The 21,925-nt window shown below is 66.8% G+C and carries 19 protein-coding genes; 11 read left to right on the top strand and 8 right to left on the bottom strand.

Translation table 11 applies throughout. The features are described 5' to 3' along the window. Positions 1-202: 202 nt before the first annotated feature. From ABZ348_RS33670 to ABZ348_RS33660, 3 genes are read left to right on the top strand one after another with little or no spacing between them, the layout of a single operon-like run. Positions 203-1,291 carry a bifunctional DNA primase/polymerase gene (locus tag ABZ348_RS33670; protein ID WP_358939659.1) on the top strand — a complete coding sequence of 363 codons (1,089 nt, stop codon included), beginning with the start codon at positions 203-205 and terminating at the stop codon, positions 1,289-1,291. Next, positions 1,288-2,817, top strand: a complete 1,530-nt coding sequence (locus ABZ348_RS33665; protein WP_358939657.1) for a phage/plasmid primase, P4 family — start codon at positions 1,288-1,290, stop codon at positions 2,815-2,817. The genes ABZ348_RS33670 and ABZ348_RS33665 overlap by 4 nt, the downstream gene beginning before the upstream one ends. Beyond that, complete coding sequence (locus ABZ348_RS33660) at positions 2,814-3,215, top strand: DUF6009 family protein (protein ID WP_358939655.1); 402 nt, start codon at positions 2,814-2,816, stop codon at positions 3,213-3,215. Before ABZ348_RS33665 ends, ABZ348_RS33660 begins: the two co-directional genes overlap by 4 nt. A 16-nt stretch (positions 3,216-3,231) precedes the next feature. Here the strand turns inward: ABZ348_RS33660 and ABZ348_RS33655 are convergent, their stop codons facing one another. Beyond that, positions 3,232-4,224, bottom strand: a complete 993-nt coding sequence (locus ABZ348_RS33655) for a ScbA/BarX family gamma-butyrolactone biosynthesis protein (protein ID WP_358939653.1) — start codon at positions 4,222-4,224, stop codon at positions 3,232-3,234. Positions 4,225-4,458: 234 nt separating this feature from the next. Here ABZ348_RS33655 and ABZ348_RS33650 point away from each other — a divergent pair, with 234 nt between their 5' ends. Continuing rightward, a complete protein-coding gene (locus ABZ348_RS33650; protein WP_358939652.1) occupies positions 4,459-6,021 on the top strand; it encodes an FAD-dependent monooxygenase in 1,563 nt (520 codons plus the stop codon). On the opposite strand, the gene ABZ348_RS33645 is transcribed toward ABZ348_RS33650, so the two are convergent. Next, positions 5,964-6,635, bottom strand: coding sequence for a ScbR family autoregulator-binding transcription factor (locus ABZ348_RS33645; protein WP_358939650.1), 672 nt, complete (start codon positions 6,633-6,635; stop codon positions 5,964-5,966). The two genes, ABZ348_RS33650 and ABZ348_RS33645, sit on opposite strands and share 58 nt — an antisense overlap. A gap of 122 nt (positions 6,636-6,757) precedes the next feature. Here ABZ348_RS33645 and ABZ348_RS33640 point away from each other — a divergent pair, with 122 nt between their 5' ends. Beyond that, on the top strand, positions 6,758-7,639 hold the full coding sequence (locus tag ABZ348_RS33640; RefSeq protein ID WP_358939648.1) for an SDR family oxidoreductase: 882 nt from the start codon (positions 6,758-6,760) through the stop codon (positions 7,637-7,639). On the opposite strand, the gene ABZ348_RS33635 is transcribed toward ABZ348_RS33640, so the two are convergent. After that, positions 7,614-8,591 carry a ScbA/BarX family gamma-butyrolactone biosynthesis protein gene (locus ABZ348_RS33635; RefSeq protein WP_358939646.1) on the bottom strand — a complete coding sequence of 326 codons (978 nt, stop codon included), beginning with the start codon at positions 8,589-8,591 and terminating at the stop codon, positions 7,614-7,616. The genes ABZ348_RS33640 and ABZ348_RS33635 overlap by 26 nt on opposite strands. 383 nt (positions 8,592-8,974) lie before the next feature. Continuing rightward, the gene (locus tag ABZ348_RS33630; protein ID WP_358939645.1) at positions 8,975-9,598 is read right to left on the bottom strand and encodes a ScbR family autoregulator-binding transcription factor; all 624 of its coding nucleotides are present in this window, start codon (positions 9,596-9,598) and stop codon (positions 8,975-8,977) included. Positions 9,599-10,076: 478 nt separating this feature from the next. Here ABZ348_RS33630 and ABZ348_RS33625 point away from each other — a divergent pair, with 478 nt between their 5' ends. Continuing rightward, positions 10,077-10,667 (top strand): ScbR family autoregulator-binding transcription factor, encoded by a 591-nt coding sequence (locus tag ABZ348_RS33625; protein ID WP_358939643.1) that lies wholly within the window; start codon positions 10,077-10,079, stop codon positions 10,665-10,667. 278 nt (positions 10,668-10,945) lie between these two features. Continuing rightward, positions 10,946-11,788, top strand: coding sequence for an AfsR/SARP family transcriptional regulator (locus ABZ348_RS33620; protein WP_358939641.1), 843 nt, complete (start codon positions 10,946-10,948; stop codon positions 11,786-11,788). A 151-nt stretch (positions 11,789-11,939) separates the two neighbouring features. Here ABZ348_RS33620 and ABZ348_RS33615 read toward each other — a convergent pair whose 3' ends face one another. Both ABZ348_RS33615 and ABZ348_RS33610 read right to left on the bottom strand, forming a co-directional pair. Then, on the bottom strand, positions 11,940-12,860 hold the full coding sequence (locus ABZ348_RS33615) for an AfsR/SARP family transcriptional regulator (RefSeq protein ID WP_358939639.1): 921 nt from the start codon (positions 12,858-12,860) through the stop codon (positions 11,940-11,942). Then, complete coding sequence (locus tag ABZ348_RS33610) at positions 12,857-13,315, bottom strand: alpha/beta fold hydrolase (protein WP_358939637.1); 459 nt, start codon at positions 13,313-13,315, stop codon at positions 12,857-12,859. Before ABZ348_RS33610 ends, ABZ348_RS33615 begins: the two co-directional genes overlap by 4 nt. Positions 13,316-13,623: 308 nt before the next feature. On the opposite strand from ABZ348_RS33610, the gene ABZ348_RS33605 reads away from it, so the two are divergent. Then, the gene (locus tag ABZ348_RS33605; RefSeq protein ID WP_358939635.1) at positions 13,624-14,445 is read left to right on the top strand and encodes an AfsR/SARP family transcriptional regulator; all 822 of its coding nucleotides are present in this window, start codon (positions 13,624-13,626) and stop codon (positions 14,443-14,445) included. A 55-nt stretch (positions 14,446-14,500) separates the two neighbouring features. Here the strand turns inward: ABZ348_RS33605 and ABZ348_RS33600 are convergent, their stop codons facing one another. Then, a complete protein-coding gene (locus ABZ348_RS33600) occupies positions 14,501-15,517 on the bottom strand; it encodes an aromatase/cyclase (protein WP_358939633.1) in 1,017 nt (338 codons plus the stop codon). Positions 15,518-16,121: 604 nt separating this feature from the next. Between ABZ348_RS33600 and ABZ348_RS33595 the strand changes: the two genes are divergently transcribed. The 3 genes from ABZ348_RS33595 (at position 16,122) to ABZ348_RS33585 (ending at position 20,105) form a co-directional block, all read left to right on the top strand. Further along, positions 16,122-18,182 (top strand): condensation domain-containing protein, encoded by a 2,061-nt coding sequence (locus tag ABZ348_RS33595; protein WP_358939631.1) that lies wholly within the window; start codon positions 16,122-16,124, stop codon positions 18,180-18,182. 117 nt (positions 18,183-18,299) lie between these two features. Then, a complete protein-coding gene (locus tag ABZ348_RS33590) occupies positions 18,300-18,632 on the top strand; it encodes a hypothetical protein (RefSeq protein WP_358939629.1) in 333 nt (110 codons plus the stop codon). A 648-nt stretch (positions 18,633-19,280) separates the two neighbouring features. Continuing rightward, positions 19,281-20,105 carry an AfsR/SARP family transcriptional regulator gene (locus ABZ348_RS33585; RefSeq protein ID WP_358939627.1) on the top strand — a complete coding sequence of 275 codons (825 nt, stop codon included), beginning with the start codon at positions 19,281-19,283 and terminating at the stop codon, positions 20,103-20,105. Positions 20,106-20,383: 278 nt separating this feature from the next. Here the strand turns inward: ABZ348_RS33585 and argB are convergent, their stop codons facing one another. Further along, positions 20,384-21,292: an acetylglutamate kinase gene (gene argB, locus ABZ348_RS33580; protein WP_358939625.1), complete on the bottom strand. Its 909-nt coding sequence runs from the start codon at positions 21,290-21,292 to the stop codon at positions 20,384-20,386. Positions 21,293-21,925 lie beyond the last annotated feature (633 nt).

Below are 21,925 nucleotides of genomic sequence, written 5' to 3'. Positions count from 1 at the left end.
TCCTGGGTTGCGTACATTGCCTGACCTGCGGTTTTACTCGTGAGGATGGGGAGCGACCGAAGACGGTTCGAGTCGCTTCCGCCAGCCGACGGACGCTCGAACCGGTGATCGATGCAGGCGCCCCCACTGCATGGCTTTTCGTACTAGCTTTGCTTACCTGTTTCTGTCATTGAGTCGCTTCGGTCGCTGACGGGGGAAAAGCATGGCTGCTGAGCTGCGAGCTTTACGCAGCGAACAGTCGGTGGCGACGGCCAGGTGGTGCGCGGGGAAGGGGTGGCCGGTCCACCCCTTGGCTGCTGGGCGCAAGACCCCTGCAGGCAACTGCGAGGCATGCCGCGCCCCGGGGCACACTCATGAGCGCTGTGTCTGTCTGGGCGCTGGCCGTTGGTGTCACGGCTTTCGGGCCGCCACCCTCGACCCGGCCCGGATCGAGAGCTGGTGGGGAACGAGAGCCGGCGCGGGCCGGGGTGTGGGTGTTTCTTGTGGGCCCGCAGGACTGGTCGTCATCGACATCGACGCGCACGAACAGAAACTGCCGGACCGCGTCCGGCTGCTCCCGGGCATCACCATCGCCGAGGACATCGACCTCACCGGACTTGCCAACGGCTTCCACACACTCGGAGTGCTGGCGGCACTGCGCGGGGCTGAGACTCCCGCCCTGGACACAACGACCCTGCGCGTCCGCACGCCTTCCGGGGGCCTACACGTCTGGTACCGGGCCCACCCCGGACAGCGCTGGCAGTCCTCCACGGGCTCCAGCAGCGGCCGGGCCCTGGCCTGGCAGGTAGACATCCGGGCCCACGGCGGCTACATAGTCGCCCCGGGCAGCCGCACCCCCAACGGCGACTACACGCCCGTGGGGCCCGCACGTGAGCCCGTGCTGCTCCCCGACTGGCTCGCCGAAGAGTTGGAACGCACCGGACACCTCAATCCGGTGCGCCAGACCTCCAGACGTTGCCCCCTCCCACCCCCCAGGGCTCGTCAGGCCGTCGCAGCCGCCGGCGGAGGGCGCGTCGGAGCCTCCCGAGCCTTGGACAAGGTCTTAGCCGAAGTGGTGGCTTGCGCGGCCGTGCCCGAGGGTGCGGCGTTCTCCGAGAGGCTCAATCGGGCCGCGTACACCGCGGGCGGACTTGTCGCGGCGGGCCACTTATCCCGGGCCGAGGCCGAGGGGATCTTGACCCAGCTTGCGGCCGATGTACGCCCCGGACAGGAAAGGCGCTGCGAGGCCATCGTCCGAAGCGGCTTGAGCGCCGGCGAACGGCATCCCCTCCTGCTCGGGAGCCGGATTTGAGCGCTGACGACGACAACTCCCTGTTCAACTTTGATGCCGAGGCCGTGGCCGTCCAGATCCTGGCGAGCACCCGGGCCCAGCAGCCCCCCGTACAGGTGCTGAGGCAGCCTGGCGAAGCGCCCACCGAGGTCGCCTTCGCCCAGGGGCTGCTGCCCGACACGCTCACCGACCGCGGCAACGCCAAACTGTTCGTCAAGCTGTACGCGGACGACTACCGGCACGTACCGGGCCTCGGCTGGTACCGCTGGGACGGAACCCGCTGGCAGATCGACGAGGACGACACCGTGCTGTGGGCCGCCGGCGACCTTGCCGAGGCCATCGCCACGGACGATCCGCGCGGCGTCCACTTTGCAGCCGCCCTGCTGCAACACCGCCGCCGCGCCCTGTCCACCAGCGGTATGAACGCCATGCTCAGTCAAGCGAAATCTGCCCCCGGCATGGTCCTCAACGCCGCACTCCTCGATGCCGACCCCTACACCCTGTGTACGCCCGCAGGCATCGTCAACTTGCGCACGGGCGTCCTGCGGCGGGCGGAGCCGGGCAAGGACTTCCACTCACGCGCCACCTCATTGGCGCCGCGGAACACACCCACGCCGCGGTGGATGCGCTTCCTCGCCGACACCTTCGGCGAAGGACCCGAGGGCGCCGAGATGATCGACTTCCTTCACCTCCTGCTCGGCTATTCGGTCACCGGTGATGTCGGTGGACAGGTCATGCCATTCCTGTTCGGCTCCGGTAAGAACGGAAAGTCGGTACTCCTCGACGTACTGATGAAGCTGCTCGGCGACTACGCCGACGCAGCGCCGCCGGGCTTCCTGATGGCCCGGCCCTACGAGGGCCACCCCACCGACCTCGCCGAACTCCACGGCCGCCGGGTCATCGTGTGCAGCGAGGTCAAGCCGGGCGACAAGTTCGACGAGGCTCGGGTAAAGCTGCTCACGGGCGGTGACCGTATCAAGGCGCGCCGGATGAGGCAGGACTTCTTCTCCTTCGAACCCACCCACAAGCTCTGGCTGCTCGGCAACCACCGGCCCCAAGTCGGCAGCGGTGGCTTCGCGTTCTGGCGCCGGATGCGGCTCATTCCGTTTGAGAGGGTCGTCTCCGACGAACGCAGGGTCGACAATCTCGCAGACGTCCTGGTCACCGAGGAGGGGCCGGGCATCCTGAACTGGCTGATCGACGGGGCTCGCCGCTATCTGCGTGGTGAGAAGGACCTCACCGGCCCGGAGCGGGTGCGTATCGCGACGACGGCGTACGCGGAGACCGAGGATCACACCGGGCGGTTCATCAGCGAGTCATGCGCGATCCACCCGCAGTTGAGGGCGGAACAGGCGCAGCTGTACGCCGCCTATCGGGCGTGGTGCCACAATGAGGGTGCTCCCGCAGTCTCGTCCAGGGCCTTCGCCGCCCGTATTCGCGAGTTGGTGGGGATGGGGTCACCGAAGGAGATGATCCTCTCCAACCAGCGCAAGTACTACCCGGGCATCGGACTGCTCAGCAAGCTAGCCGAGGAGGAGACTGAATGAGCGCCCTCATAGCAGAGGACGAGATCTCCCACGAGGCCGAACTCGTTTGGCTTGAGGACATCGACGCGCTGGACTACGTACGTCAGAGCTTGGACCGGCTGCCCACGCGACGCGGCAGGCCCGCCTATCATCGCGATGGACGCATGGTCGGCTATGCGCTGCTCGGCCCGCAGGCCAAAGCGTCCCGCTCCTCGGGGACCTTCCGTCGCAGGGTGTTCTGGTTGCTGCCGCATGATCGGGACTCCGACCTGGGGGGTCTGTACGCGAGTTCGGCACCGGCTGAGGCGATAGACCCGCGGACACTGGTCCCGAGCAGCAAGGGCTACAAGACAGAGCGTTCGGAGGGCGGCCCGCCGTCGAGGGCGATGCGTGAGATGGGGATCACGCTCCCGTTGTGACGCCGCGGGAAAGCCCTTAGCACCGTGTCACGGTCCCGCTGACGTGTGAGCCGAAGACCCGACGGCCGTCCTGGCGGCCGGTGACGAGGACGCTCATGGTGTCGGAATGCTGTACGAGTACGGGGGCGGCCTCGATCCAGCAGGGCCGGCCGAACTCGGCGTAGCTGTGGAACTCCGTGGACATCGCCGTCAACGTCAGTGAGCGGTCGGAGACGAGTAGCCCGTACGTGGCCTGACGGGCGGCTTCCATGAGGACCATGGGCGGTATGTGATCGTCGCCAATATCGAACAGGACCGGATGATCCGGGTCGGGATTGAGTCGCCAGCGTCCGGGGTGATCACTCGACGCCAGCACCACGTCGCGTCGAAGCCCACGGCCGAAGGCGGACGGGGCCACCTCGGAAGGCTGGTGGGCCGGTTGCGTCGGTGAGGACTCAGGGGCGGGTCCGCGCAGCCGGTGATAGGCGCCGGGGGAGACACAGACAAAGCGCACGGTGCCCGTGGCCAGTGCACGGTCGTTGCGGCGGATGGTGATGCTCAGACCGAACTCCACGAGCCGGCTGCCCTTGCGTACGAGGTCGACACAGTCTGCCTCGATGCTGAGGTCGCTCGGAACTGCGCCGATGGCGAGTTCGTCGGGGTCGCTGGTGAACGAGAGGTCGCATGGCACGAAGTGATGACCGAGGGAAACCCCCAGCTCGGCGTGGGCGAGATACAGGGCGACCTGCTTGATTGTCTCCGCTGCTTGCAGGGGATCGTGCTGCCCGCCGGGACCGTTGAAGAAGGCGTGCGCCCGTGGCCACTGGCCGGTGAGGGTGAAGCGGGTCTCACTCGCTCGTCTGCAACTGGTCAAGAACACTTCGGCCATGGAAGAGCGGCGCACGAACTCGCAAGGAACCGTGGTGGTCAGGTGGGGGAGTGCGCCGCTGCTGGGGCTGGTGCCACCGGCTCCTCTTCCGATCGTGCCGACCGCAGCCCTCGCCGCAGGGTCTGGATTCATCAGACTCATCAGAACTCTCCCCTGCGAAGAATGCCCAGGTGATCGAGCGCTTGTACGTAAGATACGGACCCACCGGTTTTCTACTCAACCCAATTTCCTTGGTTGATGGGCTATTCCTCCGTAATGGCCGAAAGAGATCGGTGAGGAGACTGCATAAAACAACCATCCGACCGGTATATTTTCTTGGATCCAATGGGAAGGTATCCACGATTTCCGGCCATTTGGCCGAGGGGGGAGTGCACGATGATGTGGGTCCGTACGGATGTGGTGATCGTCGGCGGGGGACCCGTCGGCCTGCTCCTTGCCGCTGAGCTCGCTGTCCACGGTGTGCGGACACTGGTCCTTGAGGAGCGGGCCGATGTGTCGGAACGCCCCAAGGCCACCACCCTGCACGCCCGCACCGGACAGGCCCTTGCTCGCGGGGGATATCTGCCCGCTCCCTCCCTTCCGCTCGACGAAGGCGTCGTCAGCACGCCGTTCCATTTCGCCGGAATGTGGGGTCTGGAGCTCACCGCACCCGCGACCGAGCCGGAGCCGCTGTTCAAAGGACCACAGGCCGATCTCGAACGACTGTTCGAAGAGCGGGTGCTGGCCGCGGGCGCGCGGATACTGCGACGGCACCGGGTGATCGGACTCGACCGGCGCGAGACTGGAGTCACGGTGACCGCCGAACACTCCGGCGGGCGGACCGCGTTCGAGGCTGCCTATGTCGTCGGGGCCGACGGGGCCCGCAGCGCGGTGCGCGCATACAGCGGGATCGCATCCGATGCGTCTCCTCCGACGGTGGCGGCCATGGCCGGGAACGTTCGATGCGACGGTGCGGAGGCCCCGGAACCGGGCTGGCACCGCACCCCGCGCGGCTGGGTCGTCGCCAAGCGGACCTCTGAGGGAAGGATGCACCTGCGTGCGGTCGACTGCTCCAAGGCTCATGCCGACCACACGCTCCCGCTCGGACTTGAGGAGTTCCGCAGTGAGACGTCGCGGATCCTGGGCAGGGAGATCGGCATGGGCGAACCGCGCTGGCTGAGCCGTTTCAGTGACTTCTCACGCGTCGCCCGCAGCTATCGGTCGGGGCGAGTGCTACTGGCCGGTGACGCCGCGCACGTGCACTTTCCCATCGGTGGACAAGGTCTGAGCACGGGTCTGCTCGATGCGCTCAACCTGGGCTGGAAGTTGGCTCTCAGCGTGCAGGGCGCGGCGAACCGGGGACTGCTCGACACATACGAGACGGAGCGCAGGCCGGCAGCCGTGCGGGTCGTCGACACCGTACGGACGCAAGTGGAACTGATGCTGCCGGAAAATGCTCCGGACTCGCTGGAAGAACTGCCCGAGAAGGCGGGCGCGGTCGACCCCGGCGCAGAGTTGACGCGACTCGCCGTCCTCATCAGCGGGCAGGAGATAAACCCGCCGTTCCACGCCGTCGACCCGGCCCGCTGGCGTGGGCGCTTCCTGCAGAACCTGGCCCTGATGACGACCAGCGGGCCCATCGACCTGATCCGGCTGCTGAGGGACCGACGCATGGTGTTGGTCCGCTTCGGCGAGGGAGCAGCCGGTCGAAGCCTCCGGCGCGGACACGTGCCCCGGGAGGTCGTGCGTACCGTGTGGGCCGAGCCCGTGGCCGAACTTCCCTGTGCCGAACTGCTGTTGCGGCCCGATGGCCACGTTGCGTGGGCATCGGAACACCGGGCTCAGGTCGAAGATCTCGCACGTGTGCTGTCCGGGTGGCTAGCGCCCACGACGGCTCGTGCTCAGGCCGAGGCGTCCGCGAGTGCGGCTCTGTCGGCGTGCTCAGCAGCCTCGGCGTAGATCGATTCACCGCGCTCGGGGGACAGATGGATGGTGGTGAGCACGGAGGAGACCACGACGTTGGGCAGCACGTGACGCAGCATCACCAGGACCCGCTGGTTCAGGTCGGCGTAGTTGCTGATGGCCTGCGACATGGCCTGGGTGCCGGCGTAGGCGCCGACCAGGAACTCGGCCGTCTCGCGCGGTACGACGTGCGGCAGCAACTCGCCCTGCCGCTGAGCCTGCTCGAAGAGATCCGCTATCACCGACACCCAATCCTGGAAGGGGCTGGCGCGGTTGAGGTCACTGGCCTGTTGATCGAGCGTGAGCCGAACGCCGGCGCGGACCATCGGATCGGTCTGCAAGCGATAGGTATGCAGAATGATGATGTCGACGACCTCCTGGACCTTGCAGGTCCGGGAAGGAACGATCATCTGCCGGCCCTGCTCGGCCATCACGCCGTAGGCCAGGTCTTCCTTGGACTGGAAGTGGAAGTAGAGCGCGCCTTTGGTCACCCCGGCCATGCCCAGGATGTCGGTAATCGTCGCCGCCTGATACCCGCGCTCCTCGAATACCGAAGCAGCCGCCGCCAGGATTGTCCGGCGAGTGCGGATCGCACGGTCTTGTTTCGCCACGGGTCCACCTCCTCGTTGCACATCCACCCAAACAAACCGTCAAGTTCGTATCTTACCGGCTCGGGCAACTTCGTGCGTACCACCATCGGCCGGGATATCCCGCCACACCCTCCGGAGGTCTAGTGATTATGGTGACCGGCGCGACTGGAACCGTAGGACGGCTGGTTGTCGCCCGTATGCCGACGAGTACGGCGGTACGCGCACTGGTACGGCGGCCGGATCGGCTCATCACCCTGCGCCCCGACGTCGAGGTGGTCCAGGGGGATTACGCGGACGACGACTCGTTGCTGAGGGCGCTCCAAGGCGTCCGCAGGGCTCTGTTGATCACCGGTGCAGTGGGGGGCGGGGAGGACGAACGCTTTCTGCGCGCGGCCCGAAGGGCCGGCACGGAACACGTGGTCAAGCTGTCCGCGGCTGCGGTTTTGGACCGGAGCGCGGACGACGCCGTCACCCGTTGGCAACGTGACACCGAGCAACTGCTGCGTTCCTCAGATCTCGCCTGGACCTTGCTGAGACCACGGTCCTTCATGTCCAACACCCTGGCGTGGGCCCCCGGAATCCGTTCCGAAGGCGTGGTCCGGGGGTTGTACGGGACCTCGGCCAACGCATGTGTGGATCCGCGTGACATCGCTGACGTCGCGGTTCGCGCTCTCACCGAATCGGGCCACGACGGGCGGGCCTACACGCTCACCGGCCCCGGGCCGGTCACCGCAGTCGAGCAGACGAGGGAACTGGGCCGGGCGATCGGCCGACGGCTGGAGTTCGTGGAGCTCACGCCGGATCAAACACGCGCCGCCCTGCTGCGGCGCCATTCGGAGCCGGTCGTCGAGGCACTGCTGGCCAGTGCACGACGTCAGAAGTGCGGGGCGAAGGCGGGCACGGACCCGATGCTGGCGAAGCTGCTGGGCAGGGCAGCAACGCCGTTCACTACCTGGGCCGTGGATCACGCACCGCTGTTCGCGAACGGAAGCGAGGGGACTACGAAGCCGCGGGCACGGCCGTGATGTGGGCTCGGAAGGTCTCCTGCCCGTCTTGTACGCCGATGACCTGGACGACATCGCCCTGGGCGTCGGAGGGAAGTCGGACGGCCTCGATGAAGCAGGGGGCGTCCAACTCCACGTACTTGGAGAAGTCCGTCTCCATGCGGACCGGCAGGATCTTGTCGCAACCGAGGGTGGCGGTCGCCGCCTGCCGTACCGCCTCGCACAGGGCCATGCCGGGCACATGGTCCACAGGGTGGTCGAAGAGCACCGGGTGGCGGGTGTCGACCCTCAACTGCCAACGGTTCTCGGCGCCGGTCGGTGAGAGCACCACGTCGTTGGGGAACACTCGCCCCACGCTCTGCGGCTGAACCGGTGCGGTCAGCGGAATGTGTACGTGCCCCTGGTTGCTGCGCAGTCTGCGGTAGGCCCGCGGCGTGATGCACGTGTAGCTCAGACCGCCCGTGGCCACGGTCACTCCATCCCGGCGGACCACTGCGTCATAGCGGCCTGCGGAGCCCAGGTCGCGGCGCGGGTCGGGGTCGCTGAACGTCACTTCGATGCCGAGGTCTGCGGGTGCGTGGCCGACGTGCAGATGCTCGGGCTGCACCGACATGGTGAAGGTGCGCAGGAGGAACTGGTAGCCGAGCGGGACGCTGAACTCCGTGTGCAAGAGAAGGAAACCGACCTGGCGGATTGTTTCTGCGATAAGCAGCGGATCGTGGCGTCCCTCGATCGGGCTGTAGAAGCTGTGGCTGCGGGGCCACTGGGCCGTGACGTCGAACCGGGTGTCGTCGTGGCGCTCTCCCCCGGTGAGCAGCACCTCGGCAAGCGCCGCCCGGTGTACGAACTCCTTCGGCACCGTGGTGGTGAACTGAATTGGCGCAGAATCTGCGAGCCACGAGTCCTGCGGGGCCTGCCCGGCAGGTATCCGGAGCAGGGTTCTGTCTGCGAGGTGGAGCGCGTTCGTGGACATGGTGAGCCCCCCAGGGTCACGACAAGTGCGCCGAAGTGGCGCCTCTCGAAGTAACATACAAACCAACCGGTTTTTTTACTAGTCGATGAGTCGGGGTGATGACGGTGATACCGGGGAGCGAGAAGTGGTGGGGCCTCTTCCGATTTCTTTCGACGGGGACGGGCAGGGGAGATGAGTTCGAGCTTCCCGGTCGACGTGGGGCTAACCCGGCGTCGCTCATCGCCCACGTTGTCCAACCACTCCGTGCGGCGGCGTGAGGCCAACTCGTCGGTGTGGGGCAGTGTCCCGTCTGGTGCGCACCGGCGCCCTGCGCTTCCCCGTCCCATCCGGGTGAGGATCACCGCGCGGTCACAACGGCGTTCAGTCCAGCAGCCGGCGGACCGTCATGCAGTGGGTGCCGAGGAGAACTCCGGATCCACCGTGCCGAGTACCTCGGGCTTGGCCAGGCACGGCAGGATAAAGCGCCAGAACTGGGTGAGCGCGGCAGACGAGAGCCAACGGGGATCCGCGTCGCCCAGAACCTCGATGCCCGTGGTCGCCGCCACGATCGACACCGTGGCGGCCTCGGGCCTCACGTGGTCCGCGAGGAGATCCTCTGCCTCGGCCTCGGCGAGCAGTTGTTGGACGCACGTGTACCACTCCTGGCGCAGGTCCGGGCCCGTTCGGTGGCGCGTGTGGCAACTGAGATGAAAGCCGGCCCGTGCCACGACGTCGCCCCGCAGTTCCTCGGCGAGGGCATGCGAGACGGAGGTCAGCCGCTGGAGGGCGTTCATGTGCGGAGACTGTGCCGCGCGGGCGGCCCGGCGCAGGGCTTCGGCCGCCGATGCCTCGATGGTGGAGGCCACCGCAGCCTTGTTCGTGAAGTGGAAGTGCAGTGCGCCGACGCTCACACCGGCGTTGGAGCTGATCTCCGCAAGCTTCGCCTGGACGTATCCGCAGCGCTCGAACGTCTCAGCCGCAGAGCGGATGAGCGCGCCGCGTGTGCGCAAGGCGCGTTGCTGCTTCATGCGGGAACTCCTTGGGGCAAGGCTGCTGCACGATGCCGCTATGAAACCAACGTAGCGGTTTCTTTGCTGTCGAGTGAAGGAAGTGGCTGGTTTGATGCGGGACGCTTTGACCAGGATGGCGTCTCGATGCAGATTGTGCCAATCATGATCTCCAAGGCTCCGAGAGCTGCGCGTTTTGACTCGCGCCCGGGCGTAACCTCAGGTCCCGGAAGCATGATTGATGCCTTTGCGCATTCCGGTGAGCCCGGTTCCGGTCGCTGCGATACGTTGACAGCCGTACCTCCGCAGGCGAGCGACCGTTAAGAGTTCGACAAAACCAATCGCCCTGTTTCTTTCTGTGGGGGTGTGGTGAAAGTACGACATGCCTTCTTGCGCACCGCATGGCTTCGGCCGGGCGTCGCGGGGCGGTTGGCGACGTGACGAGTCCGCGGATGTCGGCCTGCTTAGCCGGAGGCGGGCCGCGCTGGAGAGGTAGGCGATGGCCAAGCAGGAGCGAGCAGTCCGCACCCGTGCAGCTCTGATTCAGTCCGCCGCCGAGGTGTTCACGACCGAGGGATACGTGCGGGCCTCACTTGCCCGCATCAGCCGACAGGCGAGGGTCAGTAGCGGAGCTCTTCACTTCCACTTCGAGACGAAGCGGGAACTGGCCAGGGCTGTTGAGGATGAGGCGGCGCGCAGACTACGGGCGATCGCCGAGGATCTGCCGGCCGGTGGTGCATGGGGAGGTGCGTTGCAGGACCTGGTCGCTGCAACGCACGGCCTCATGAGCAGGCTGGCGGGGGATGTCGTCGTACGGGCCGGCTTCGAACTGGGCGATGAGCCCGCACTGGGTGCGAAGGCCGGTATGCGGCGGTGTTGGCAGGAGTGGGTCGAGCAACTGCTCGCGCGGGCCCAGCGGGAGGGCGGGCTTGCGGAAGGTATGACACCGGAGAAGGTCGCACCGGCCATCATCACGGCCACCGTGGGCTTTGAAGTGCTCGGCCTTGGAGACGACGAGTGGCTCTCGGAGCAGCGGATCGACGCGTTCTGGGACTTGGTGCTGCCGCAGCTGACCGGAGAAGCGGTCTGACAGCCACAGCTTAAACAGACCATGTTGGCTGTTTACTGATTCCCTCTGGTCCTCGGAAGGGCGTCAGGGGCGGATCGAGTCCGCCATGCGCCCCCTCCTGATGCGCTGTATCGGTTATTTTTGTAGGTTTTATAGCCATTTTCTCGCGACTATAGGCGCACTCAAGAAGCAGGTGGGTAATACAGAAACAGCGGATGCGGTCTGGTATTGACAAACCAGACTGCTGGTTTTTTACTTGGTAACTACTGGATGAGGCCACGATCGGATGGGGGTTTGGTATGGATATTGATGTGTTGGGTCCGTTGGGTGTGCGGGTGGGTGGGGTTGGGGTGGTGCCTTCGGCTCCGAAGCCTCGGAAGGTGTTGGCGTTGTTGGCTTTGCATGTGGATCGGGTGGTGCCGGTTGGTTTGTTGGTTGAGGAGTTGTGGGGGGAGCGTCCTCCGCGGTCTGCGCGGACGACGTTGCAGACGTATGTGTTGCAGTTGCGTGAGTTGATTGGTGTGGCGTTGGAGCGGGGTGTGGTGGGTGGTGGGTTGTCGGCGAAGGATGTGTTGGTGACGGCTCCGGGGGGTTATGTGTTGCGGGGTGGGGGTGGGGTGAGTGATGTGCGGGAGTTTGAGCGTCTTGCGGGTATGGGGTATCGGGCGATGGATGCGGAGGATTTTGTGGGGGCGGCTCGGTTGTTGGGTGAGGCGTTGGGGTTGTGGAGTGGTTCGGCGTTGGCGGATGTGCGGGTGGGTGGGCAGTTGGAGATGGAGGTTCGTCGGCTGGAGGAGTCGCGGTTGTGTGCGTTGTATCAGCGGATTGAGGCGGATCTTCGGTTGGGTCGGCATCGTGAGTTGTTGGGTGAGTTGACGGTGTTGGCGAGTCGGTATCGGACGCATGAGAATCTGCATGGTCAGTTCATGTTGGCGTTGTATCGGTCGGGTCGGCGTGGTGAGGCGTTGAGTGTGTATCAGCGTCTTCGTCAGGTGTTGGTGCGTGATCTGGGGTTGGAGCCATCGGCAGAGCTGCGCCGGTTACAGCAAGCCATCCTCAAAACCTCCGACACGACCACCCGCGCCACCCAACCCGAAGCCCGAAGCGCTGGTTCACGGGAACGGCTCGCCCGAGTCGGCTGATGCCGGCCGTGGATGCCCCCGGCTGCCGAAGCTCTCTGACGATCTCCGCCCCGCCCACTCCCGAATGGCATGAAGCCGGCTTCGGGTGGGCGGGGCGTCTTGCTGTGCGCACGGGGTCAAGGAGACGGGCAGGGGACCACCGCCCGGGGCACTACTGGCCGTGCTCTTGCTGCATCCTGCGCAGTAGGTCCTTCTGGTCCCGGACCAACTGTTCGATCCGAGCCTGGAGATGCACCAACTCCTGCGGCAGGTCCAACTTGCGGGGCCGTGGTGCCCCAAGCCCAGGGGAGTGGTGGAGGATCGCCTCCATACGGGCGCGCAGTGCCGGGCCCGGCTCTATACCGAGGACGGTTACCAGTTGGCGGCGTGCGCGTTCATAGACGCCGAGGGCCTCTGCCTGTCGGCCACCCCGATACAGGGCCACCATCAGCAGGTCGTAGAAGCGCTCGCGCAGCGGGTGGTCTGAGGTGAGGCGTTCCAGGGCGGAAATGATCTCGACGTAGCGGCCGCAGTTCAGGCTCGCCTCGTACAGGGCTTCGAGGGTCGTCAGGCGCTGCTCTTCGAGGCGGTCCGCCTCGGCGGTGCAGATGGGGCCGTGGCGGCTGTCCTGGAGGGCCGTGCCTTGCCACAACGACAGTGCGTGACACAGGAGTTCCGTTGCGTTCCGGGAGTCTTCGGGAACCTTCGCCCTGCCCTGGTGGGACAGGTGGGCGAAGCGGGCCACATCGGTTGAGGCGGGGCCCAGAGTCATCAGGTATCCGGTGGGCAGGGTGCTGATCCATTCGTGGCCCGGAGTGGGGAGCAGTCGGCGCAACCGGGCGACATGGGCCTGGAGGGCGTTCGGTGCATTGGCCGGAGGGCGGTCGCCCCACAACTCCTCGACCAGGCTGTCCACGGACAGGTGTTCGCCCGCGCGGATGACCAGGGTAGCGAGCAGGGCGCGCTGCTTGGGGCCGGGGGGCACGATATCCGTTCCCGTCACCCCGTCGTGCACGACCATCGGACCGAGCAGCCGGAACTCGGTCACCTCGCCCCGCACCGGAGCCGGTGCGGCGAGGTCGAGGACGGTCATCGTGGCACCGCGGACGACGCTCGGGCCGTCAGCAGCGCGCGGCACACGTCGTTCCGGACCCGTCCGGTGACCTCGGACAGTAGGCGCCGGCCTGTACGGGCCGCTTCGGGGCGCACGGTGCCGTGTGCGGACACACCGAGCCAGATCGGCGACGTACGACCGGTTTCGACGAGCCGACGGATCGGTTCGTACACGACGATTCCGCCCATGCTGTGTCCGAAGAACGCGAAACGGCCCGTCAGCCGGGGGTCCAACTCATGGAGGAAGTGCTCGACCAGCGCAACCGCGGCCATCAGCGCGGGACGACCGTCGCGCGGGTCGAGGCCCGGTGCGTCGGGCGTCCGCACGTCCCAACCGGCCGGGAAGCGGGACCGCCAGTCGCGGTACATGAGATGCGAACCACCGGAGCGGTGGAACACGAACAGGCGCAACTCCAGCCCTTCCGCCTTCTGCATGGCGACTCCATCGACGAGAACTTCGACGCCCGGCCCGTCGACCAGCGGACCCGGTTCGGGGCAGGGAGTTCGGACGATAGACGCGTCCAGGTCGTGGTGACCGCTTTCCCGAGTGGCTCTGGAGCTGGTCTGCAGGCGTTCTCCAGCCCTGGTTCCCGCGCTCGAACAGTCTTTCGCGGAGGACTGCTTGAGAGTGAATCCAGCAATGCGGGCAGCGGCCGAAAACGGGTCTAGCGTGCCAACGACCAAGGCCGCCACTCGATGGGTCAACTGCACGGCCGCCACTCGATGGGGTACGGGAGGAAACCGTGGAGATTCAGGTCCTGGGGTCACTGAGCGCCGCCGTCAACGGTGTCTCGATAGTTCCCACCGCGAGCAAGCCGCGTCAGCTTCTCGCCCTGTTCGCCTTCTACCCGGGCCGGATCGTGCCCGTGGCCACCCTGATGGAGGAGCTGTGGGGCACCGAAATGCCACAGAGCGCCATGACCACGCTACAGACGTACGTCCTCCAGCTCCGCCGTCGCCTCGGGACCGCCATGGGGCCCGACGCGCCCGGCAACGCCAAGGAAGTCCTCGCCACCCGGCACGGCGGCTACGTCATGCAGATCCCGGCCGACTCCGTCGACCTGCACCGGTACGAGCAACTCGTCACGGGTGGTCGGCGGGCCTTCGAGGAGGGGGCGGACGGGCAGGCGTCCACGCTCCTCAGGGGCGCCCTCGACATGTGGAACGGACCCGCACTCGTCGACGTACGCGCGGGGTCGATTCTCTCCATCGAGATCATGCGGCTCAATGAGTCCCGCCTGGTCACCCTCGAACGGCGCATCGACGCCGATCTGCGTCTCGGACGGCACAGCGAACTCATCGTCGAACTCACCGACCTGATCGCCCGGCACCCCCAGCACGAGGGTCTGCACTCCCAGGCGATGGTGGCCCTGTACCGCTCCGGACGGCAGGCGACGGCACTCGACGTGTACCGCCAGTTGCGCAAGCGGCTCATCGACGAGCTCGGTGTGGAGCCCTCGCCGCAACTCCAGCGTGTGCACCAGATGATGCTCACCGTCGACCCCGCGCTCGACGTGGTGGCGGGGGAACGACGCACCTCAACCTTTGATCGCTACGCCGCCTGATGAGCCAAGCGCCTCGCCCGTCGGGAACCGTTCTGCCCGAGGCCGCGCCAGCGGCCTAGCGCGGAGAGTCCGCGGCCACCGCCGGCCGCCTCGGCAAGGTCCGTACCGCCGACTCCGCATGGCGTCCGGCCAGTTCGAGCGTTGCGAGTGACGACCGTCCGATGGCCTCGCGCAGCCGAATCCGGGCCCCTTCCAGCCCGGACGGTGCTGGTCCCGGGGCGAAGATGCCCGCTCCGGGCACACTCCGCACCACGGTCTCGTCGAGCAGCACCGAGTGCCGGGCGACCACGCGCACACCGTGCTCGTCGGGAAGCACCGACCACTCTCCGGTGTGTGCGGCCACCGGCGCGGACGGCGCGGTCTGCTTGTAGACGATCCGACCCGCATGGGGGAAGCACAGCCGAACCGCGCCCGTCGTGCGCACCGCTCCGTCGGGCAGCCGCTCTTCGTAGCCCAGCACCTGCACCCCGGGAGACGACTCGGTCAGTTCGAAGTGTCGTACACGGGGGGCGAGGTCGGGCAGGTCCGCGGCCCGGTACAGGAAGTCGTAGACCAGCTCTCCCGGCCCGTTCACCCGCACCTCCTCCTCGAAGGACAGCACCAGGTCGTCCAATCCGTCCCGGTTCTCGGCGATGCGGCGCAGGCTCTCCAGCTCCGCCCGAGCGCTGTCACCGGTGACGAGGCCGACCCAGGCGACGTCGTCACCGTGGTCGCCCGCGACGGTGAACTCATGCCGTACTGTCACCGCGCTGCGCCCGCCCGCGGCCTCCTCGACGGTCCACTCCCCGCCCATCGACTCCACCGGCGCCTCGTGCGTCAACCGGACGAATTCGATGCGCCGCTCATGAGGATGCTGCACCCGCACCCACATCGAGGACCTGATGTGACCACCCGCGCTCTCCCACATGCGCAGGCGCTCCCGGGTCCCGTCGAAGTCGAGGCGCTCGACGTGCAGGACGGGCGGGCAGTACAGCGGCCTGCGCACGGCGTCCGCGAGCAGGGCGTAGACCGCTCCGGCCGGAGCGGCCACCTCCATCGAATGTCGTACGCAGTGCACTCGCTCACCAGACATCACAGGCTCCTTGGGCATCGGCAACGGATCGGTTCGCCGTCGGCATCAGAGGGGCGCCGGCTGTTTCAACGGGTCGCGGGGAGAGCGGTGTAGCAATCGACCGTGCCGGTGCCGGGCATGGCCAGGAGTGGCCCGGCCCGGGAGAGGGTCCACCGGAAGCACGGAGTACGGAAAGCCCATCACCGCTGATCGCCTCCGGGTCGTCGGGCCGAGGGACTGTCGGGGCCCTGTAGCGTCCACCGTCAACGGGAGCACTTGAGGACTGATTGAAAGATGCTCAATGTGAGCATCAAAGACCGCCCCCACCAACTTCGGATTCCCTGGAGCGCTTGCCACCTCCCGGCTGCACTCACCCCGTGATGATCCGGCCGGAGCGGACATCGATCTCATCAACAGGGGCACACGACCTGGAATCCCAAGGAGGTGAGACGGCCTGGCACCGGTGCCCCGGAAGGGATTCGAGCCGGCCCTTCGTCCGATCGCGTCGGGGATCAAGCGGGGTGTCAGGACCTCGTCAGAGGTTTGTGGCGGGTCTTCGTCATGCTTGAGCAGCGCACCCGGAGGAGGGAGGAGGGGCTTCGCCAGCGCGTGCCCCGGACTGCCGATGACCACCAGCCGCTTCGCACGTCTGCCACAGGGCGAGCCGATCACCGTCGTCGTGGAGGTCAGCCGCAGCGCGCTGCCCGTGCTCGAATTGCACGGGCCGATCGAGACCGCCCGCATCGAGGCCGCGCTCGACAGCATCGCCACACGCCACCCCGGCGCCGCCAGTTGGACGGCGGCCCTGGAGAGCCAGGGGCGCGCCCAGCACACCCTTCGTCTTACGGACAGTACGGAACCTCAGCAGACCGAATTCCCCCTCGGGGCGCTTGCCGACCTGCTTACCCGGGGCGGCAGCGGCTCCTTGATGACACGGCGCCTAGCCGCGACACCGCTCCAGCGTGAACTGCTGGCGGACGCCGACGCCCACCCTGATCCGGGCCGCCAGGTCGAACAGGCCGCCTGGGACTGGCACGGACCCCTCGACGTAGCGCAGTTCACGGCCGCCTGGCGCTCGGTGTTCGCCCGGGAATCCGTGCTGCGCACCGCCTTCGATGACCAGGCGGAGTTGGGCCTCGTCGTGCACGAACAGACCGAGCCCGAGGTCGTGCACCTGCCGCACGGCAGCGCCGAGTGGCACTCACTCGTCGAAGCCGACCGACGCCGTGGCGTCGACCCGCGCCGCCCTGCCCCGCTACGCATCACCCTGCTTGGCGGCGGCCCGGCGAACCCCACATCCACACAGCCCACCCGGGTACTGCTCACCTATCACCACGCACTGCTCGACAGCTGGTCTGTCCGGCTTCTGGTCCGTGAGTTCTACCGTGCCTACCTCGCCGGTGGAGAACTGCCCGGCGGCGAGCGCCGACCCGACATGGCCGACTACGTCGCCTGGCTCGACGCTCAGGACAGCTCAGCCGCCGAGGACTTCTTCACCAGCGCCGACACCGGTGTCTTCGTACCCGTGCCGCCGCTCTTCACCGACACGGGAAGTCGCTCCGAGGGGCGGTCGAGGCTCCGCCTGACCGAGGAGGAGACCGCGCGACTCGGCAACTGGGCCGCAGTCTGGGGCGGGAGCGAGTCCACCGCCCTCCAGGCCGTGTGGGCGCTGCTGTTGTACCGCGCCAGCCGGGCCGAGGGACCGTCACAGGTGTGCTTCGCCACCACCGCCGCAGGCCGGAGCATCCTCTTCGAGGGGGTGCAGCGCACCCCCGGTGCGCTGGCCGGGCCGCTGCCGCAGTCCGTGCTCGTCGACCCCGGAGCCACGGTGCCGCAGTTGATCGCCAACCTGCGTGACCGCTGCTTGGACCAGGCGGCCTATGAATGGGTGTCGGCAGGTCAGATCCACGCCTGGACCCAACAGCCGCCACCGTCCGCCGACACCCTGCTCACCTTCGAGGCGCCGCCGCGGGTGTTGACCGAGTTGGAGGCAGAACTCGTCGCCTACGGTATCGAGGTGGAACCGTTGCAGACGCTCGGTGTCCGCACCGCCTTCCCTCTCACGCTGATCGCCCACCACGACGGGGACGGTCGCCTGATCCTCACCGCCTCTTACGATCAGGTGCGGCTCCCGGAGATCACCGAGCTCCTCGCCCATGCCGCGCTGCTGCTGCGCGAACTCCCGCGTGACTCCGCGCGCCCCACCACGGTCGGTGAGGCGCTCACCTTGCTGTCCGGCTTGGGCACGGGCCCTGCAGTCGGCCCGGTGCAGGTCGAACTGGAGGAGACGGGCGTACTGCCGGCCGTACTGCGCCGCCCCCACCACAAGGATGCTGGTCCTGTCGGTCTATTGCAGGCACCGGGTGTTTCCCGGGTCTTCTACGACCAGCTCGCACGGGCCTATGAAGGGCCCGAGGAACTGCTCCTGCTCGGTCCCGTTCCGGTGGGCGGCACCCAGGCCGATGCCGCTGCCCGTGCCGTGTACGCCGCGCTCGACTCCCGCGCCCGGTCCGGCGGGCCCATGGCCGTCGCCGGGTTCTCCGGCGACGGCGTCGCAGCCTGCGCCATCGCCCGCCTCGCTGCGGTTGGCGGTCACCGGCCGCTCGCCATCGTCCTCGGTGCGACGGACGCCCGCCCCGACGATCTGGCCCGCATGCTCGCGTCGGCCGTCGGACGCAGGCACTGACACTCCCTGCGTACGCGGTCGGACCACGTATGCGCGCCGACATCCGTCCGTGTGCGGCGCCGTACGACACCAGCGAAGCATCTGAAGCGAGGAGCGCGAGACACCGAGGAGGCTGTCGTGCCGGACCCGGACCCGGACCCGGACTCGAACTCGAACTCGAACTCGAACTCGGACCCGCGCAGGGAGCAGATCGCCTCCCGGGCCTGGGCCGAGGCGCTGGCCGTGGCCAGCGGAGACGCGGTTCGGGCACAGGGCTCCCAGGGGGAGCTGCTGGCTGCTTCGCTCGAAGCTCACCGCATGCTGTCGCGGGGACTGGGAAAGAGCGTGGCGGTCACGGCCCTCGGGCCGGACGACGGCGTGCTGGGGTTCGCCGCCTTCGTCGCGGTCTACGCCGCCGAGCGGGAACAGCAAAACCAGCGGGACTACAGCGATCTGGGCGAGGTGGCGTGAGGTGGAGGATCGCCGCAGCTGAGCTCGAAGTTCCGCCACGGCCAAAGGGCTTGAGACTGCCCACTGCCTAGAGTGGGTTGTGCACATTCCCCCCAGTCCGCGCCCGTCTGTCGTCCTCCCCGACGTAGGCGGGCGCGTTGACGTGCGGGAGGACTGTCGCGATCTGCGGCCGGCGACCCGCCCTGTTGATGGGCCGACACCGCCGCCACTCCTCTGACTCCGACACCACGTCATCGAAGGGTGCGCGGCTGAACGCTCGAAGAGGGCAGCCTCGCACATGAGTCATCACCCACCATGCATACCGTGTTGCAGGTTTACTGCTCTCCAGATTGATTGATCTCGCCGATGGGGCCGTGAGGAGTCGATCCTTGGATGTCGCAGCACAATAAACAGGGCAGATGGTCTGTCAATTGCTCCGTTGCTTGACACTAAAATATAGATTTTTGAGGGCATTTGCTCCGCCAGGGAATGATCCTAAGTCTCTCTAGGAGCACTCAAGGCCTCCATGACAGTCTTTCAAAACAGGGAGTTTGGTTTCATTTAAGAGCCTGCTGCCCCGTTTCAGCTTGGGTTCGGAGAGCCCGGGTAGCCCGCTGCTCGGATCGATCGGCGTCATGTGCGAGCAGCACGATCGGATGGGGGTTTGGTATGGATATTGATGTGTTGGGTCCGTTGGGTGTGCGGGTGGGTGGGGTTGGGGTGGTGCCTTCGGCTCCGAAGCCTCGGAAGGTGTTGGCGTTGTTGGCTTTGCATGTGGATCGGGTGGTGCCGGTTGGTTTGTTGGTTGAGGAGTTGTGGGGGGAGCGTCCTCCGCGGTCTGCGCGGACGACGTTGCAGACGTATGTGTTGCAGTTGCGTGAGTTGATTGGTGTGGCGTTGGAGCGGGGTGTGGTGGGTGGTGGGTTGTCGGCGAAGGATGTGTTGGTGACGGCTCCGGGGGGTTATGTGTTGCGGGGTGGGGGTGGGGTGAGTGATGTGCGGGAGTTTGAGCGTCTTGCGGGTATGGGGTATCGGGCGATGGATGCGGAGGATTTTGTGGGGGCGGCTCGGTTGTTGGGTGAGGCGTTGGGGTTGTGGAGTGGTTCGGCGTTGGCGGATGTGCGGGTGGGTGGGCAGTTGGAGATGGAGGTTCGTCGGCTGGAGGAGTCGCGGTTGTGTGCGTTGTATCAGCGGATTGAGGCGGATCTTCGGTTGGGTCGGCATCGTGAGTTGTTGGGTGAGTTGACGGTGTTGGCGAGTCGGTATCGGACGCATGAGAATCTGCATGGTCAGTTCATGTTGGCGTTGTATCGGTCGGGTCGGCGTGGTGAGGCGTTGAGTGTGTATCAGCGTCTTCGTCAGGTGTTGGTGCGTGATCTGGGGTTGGAGCCATCGGCAGAGCTGCGCCGGTTACAGCAAGCCATCCTCAAAACCTCCGACACCACCGGTCACCTCTCCCATGGAGGGGAAACGAGGCTGGTCAGTCCGGCGTAGTGACGGGTCGACACCGCTCACATCCCGATCTGATGCGGCGCCGGTCTCCGGTGGTAGACGCATTGGTCCGGTCGCCCTGCGGCAAGACGACCGCCGTCTGTCGTGGCAGTGGGACGGCCGGGAGTCCGGCGGTTCGTCGGGCGAGCCCGCCGACCCGGGTCCTTGTTCGGCTCTTGTTTCTTCGCTACTCCTTCTGTTCCTTCCGCCCCGGTCCCGAGGGCCAACCCCATGGCCCATGGTCGCCAGCCCTGTCCGGAGGTCCACCCCGTGCATCAGACTCACGGCCTGACCTCCACTTCGTCCGAGTCCGGCACGATCACCGTTCCGACGCCCTCGTCGGTGAACATCTCCAAGAGGACCGAGTGTGGCGTCCGTCCGTCGATCACCCGGGCCGCGCCCACGCCATTGCGCACGGCGTCCAGGCAACCGGTCATCTTGGGCACCATGCCGTCGCTCAACTCCGGCAGGAGCTTTTCGAGCTCTTTGGCCGTGAGCCGGGGAATGACGTCCTGGCTGTGCGGCCAGCCCGCGTACAGGCCCGCGACGTCCGTCAACATGATGAGTGCCTCGGCGCGCAGTGCGGTGGCGAGTGAAGCGGCCACGGTGTCGGCGTTGACGTTGTAGACCAGGCCGTCCTCAGCGCTCCGGGCGAGCGGGGAGACCACCGGGATTCGCCCGTCCGCCAGCAGGCTTTCCAGAACACCGGTATTGACGGCGGTAATCTCGCCCACCCTGCCGATGTCCACCGGCTCCCCGTCGACCCACGGCACGCAACGCACCGCCGTGAGGGTGTCGGCGTCCTCGCCGGTCATGCCGAAGGCGAGCGGACCGAATCGGTTGATCAGCCCGACCAACTCGCGTTGCACCTGGCCGGCGAGGACCATGCGCACCACGTCCATCGCGGCCGGAGAGGTCACTCGAAGCCCGCCCTTGAACTCGCGCTTCAGGCCGCGCCGTGTGAGTTCGGCATCGATCTGGGGGCCGCCCCCGTGCACCACCACGGGTCGCAGCCCTGCGTAGCGGAGAAAGACGATGTCGCGGGCGAAGGCCGCCGTGAGGTCCTCGTCGACCATGGCGTGTCCGCCCAGTTTGATGACGACGGTCCGGCCCTGGTGGCGGGCGAGCCACGGCAGGGCGTCGCCGATGGACTGGGCTTTGGTGAGGGCCGGGCGCACGTGGGAGGTCATGAGAACCTCGCACGCGGCAGGAGGCCGTCGACCGGGCAGTTCGCGCTCATGAAGCATGACTCCTTCTGGTGGGGATTTCGGCCGCAGGCAGGGACCCGATAACCAGTGGAAATGCGTCGGGCCAAGGAACGAACGCGCGGCTGTGATGCAGCAATGGGTGGGGCGATGGGGAGCATTACCTGCCGACCCGTTCGGTGCTTTCGTCGACATCGTCGTGGGAGGAAGCGGATGAACGTGAGCCGATTCCGTTGACTCGTCCGGGGTGTCGGCCTTCCCCTCTTCCAGGGGTTCCGCAGCAGACTCACGTACCGTCAAAAGGAAAACCGGTAGCGGTTGTCACGGGGCAATTCGCCCTGACCCGCGGTTCGGGTTCCTAAACGGGCGGTGATCTGGCTTGGCGGTTGCGCTGAATCCCACCCGTGGATGGCGAATGTCGCAATTCGGGGTGATAGTAGTCTCGAACTCTCGACGGGGCCTTGCGGGCTGATCCCGGAGGGGATGACGAGGGGCGACATCAGCGGCATCGCCGGGATCGCCCCCTCAGGCGGCGGATGCGGTGACCTTTGCGAGTGGGGTGCTGTCCAGCTCTCGTGCGGTGCGTCCCATTGCGATCGAATCGGCGATTTCGCCGCC

Source organism: Streptomyces sp. NPDC005963, assembly GCF_040638655.1.
Taxonomy (GTDB): Bacteria; Actinomycetota; Actinomycetes; order Streptomycetales; family Streptomycetaceae; genus Streptomyces.
Note: the sequence above shows the minus strand (reverse complement) of the source record. Positions and strands in the feature narration are given on the sequence as shown.

What these genes read in the sequence shown, in the direction of transcription:
- ABZ348_RS33670 (WP_358939659.1), top strand. Translation starts at nt 203, where the DNA reads ATGGCTGCTGAGCTGCGAGCTTTACGCAGCGAACAGTCGGTGGCGACG.
- ABZ348_RS33585 (WP_358939627.1), top strand. Translation starts at nt 19,281, where the DNA reads ATGGATATTGATGTGTTGGGTCCGTTGGGTGTGCGGGTGGGTGGGGTT.
- ABZ348_RS33615 (WP_358939639.1), bottom strand. Translation starts at nt 12,860, where the DNA reads ATGACCGTCCTCGACCTCGCCGCACCGGCTCCGGTGCGGGGCGAGGTG.
- ABZ348_RS33635 (WP_358939646.1), bottom strand. Translation starts at nt 8,591, where the DNA reads ATGTCCACGAACGCGCTCCACCTCGCAGACAGAACCCTGCTCCGGATA.
- ABZ348_RS33600 (WP_358939633.1), bottom strand. Translation starts at nt 15,517, where the DNA reads ATGTCTGGTGAGCGAGTGCACTGCGTACGACATTCGATGGAGGTGGCC.
- argB (WP_358939625.1), bottom strand. Translation starts at nt 21,292, where the DNA reads ATGACCTCCCACGTGCGCCCGGCCCTCACCAAAGCCCAGTCCATCGGC.
- ABZ348_RS33655 (WP_358939653.1), bottom strand. Translation starts at nt 4,224, where the DNA reads ATGAGTCTGATGAATCCAGACCCTGCGGCGAGGGCTGCGGTCGGCACG.
- ABZ348_RS33650 (WP_358939652.1), top strand. Translation starts at nt 4,459, where the DNA reads ATGATGTGGGTCCGTACGGATGTGGTGATCGTCGGCGGGGGACCCGTC.
- ABZ348_RS33595 (WP_358939631.1), top strand. Translation starts at nt 16,122, where the DNA reads ATGACCACCAGCCGCTTCGCACGTCTGCCACAGGGCGAGCCGATCACC.
- ABZ348_RS33660 (WP_358939655.1), top strand. Translation starts at nt 2,814, where the DNA reads ATGAGCGCCCTCATAGCAGAGGACGAGATCTCCCACGAGGCCGAACTC.
- ABZ348_RS33620 (WP_358939641.1), top strand. Translation starts at nt 10,946, where the DNA reads ATGGATATTGATGTGTTGGGTCCGTTGGGTGTGCGGGTGGGTGGGGTT.
- ABZ348_RS33610 (WP_358939637.1), bottom strand. Translation starts at nt 13,315, where the DNA reads ATGCAGAAGGCGGAAGGGCTGGAGTTGCGCCTGTTCGTGTTCCACCGC.
- ABZ348_RS33630 (WP_358939645.1), bottom strand. Translation starts at nt 9,598, where the DNA reads ATGAAGCAGCAACGCGCCTTGCGCACACGCGGCGCGCTCATCCGCTCT.
- ABZ348_RS33625 (WP_358939643.1), top strand. Translation starts at nt 10,077, where the DNA reads ATGGCCAAGCAGGAGCGAGCAGTCCGCACCCGTGCAGCTCTGATTCAG.